Here is a 1,172-nt window from a genome sequence, read left to right as displayed (position 1 = left end):
GTATGTGTCAAGTTTTTCTCGGTGTTGCTTTTACACCAATATTTTAAGCACTCTATTTTGTACACTTTTTACATCTACCGCGCTAACGCTTGGTGGCCTCGATTTTTTAAACGAGCTCCAAAATACAAGACCTCGTTTAAAAAATCGAGGATATTAACGAAAACTCTTTAACAGATTCCCAATTGCCGTTGAATGTGCAGCGTGTAAACTGATAGATCCTTGTTTTGCCCCGATTGATGGGCGTGTAGGTTGTCGTAGAATTTGTACCATACGAACCGTTTGCTTCACGTTTCTCTGCTTTTTGTCACTTCGATGATGTTGGCTCAAGTAAGCTTCTCGCAACGTTTTGTTTAGGATACCTTGAATGACTTTAACCATGGACTCCCCACCTTCCTTACTCCAATGCATTCCTCTCTTTTTCATTCGGAAAGAAATATGGCGCTGATTGGATTCCATAGCCCCTAGACCTCTTGCGTCAATCGGTGGGTTCTCCACCTTGGTTCTCCAATCAAATATTCGTTTCCAATTATGCTCTATATATGTACGAAAATCTTTTACTTTTTCTATACTTTTCGGATCTTCAAGTGTACTTTCATAGGTATCAACATATAGTCTGAAACGGTCCAAATCATGGTCATTTAGCGCCTTTTTGACACCCTTCTTCAGTTCACTTTTCCCGCCCCCAAAAGCACGGTGTACAGCCTGTGAAACGTGATACGGGTCTAGTTGGTTCAATACTGGATGCTTCGATTGCGAGAAGGCCTCTTGGAACTTCTCAGCCGTATACCCAGAACCTCCATCGCTGTTTGTGACAATTTGAGTGTTTTCTAGCGAGTATCGATGTGCAGTAAGCGCCTGAACTTCTTTCCAAAATTCTGCAATCGGTTGGGTCGTCATAATGACTGTGGATTCACGCAAAGAGACTCGTTTACCATTTTTGTCCCAGCCTTCATGGATTATGGCATGATGCACCTCCATGCTTTTCTTCTTCTGAGTCCCTCGAACAAAAACACCGTCTGCTTCTGCATATAAGAAGTTGACTTCTTTCCCGACTGGAGGGGAGGTTGCTTCATCTAATTCGATCACCCTATCCGCATCTGCCTGCGCCTGGATTTTACCCACACGCTTTACAAGATTTCCAACCGTTGTATGACTAATATTTACGGCTGTCC

At 43.0% G+C, this 1,172-nt stretch carries 1 protein-coding gene; it reads right to left on the bottom strand.

Annotated features, from left to right (window positions below; genetic code table 11):
• Positions 1-153 precede the first annotated feature (153 nt).
• Positions 154-1,172: ISLre2 family transposase (locus J2S13_RS16855; RefSeq protein ID WP_307258980.1), on the bottom strand; the 1,019-nt coding region annotated here is incomplete at its 5' end.

Origin of the sequence: Oikeobacillus pervagus (genome assembly GCF_030813365.1) — a bacterium.
Lineage (GTDB): Bacteria > Bacillota > Bacilli > Bacillales > DSM-23947 > Oikeobacillus > Oikeobacillus pervagus.
Note: the sequence above shows the minus strand (reverse complement) of the source record. Positions and strands in the feature narration are given on the sequence as shown.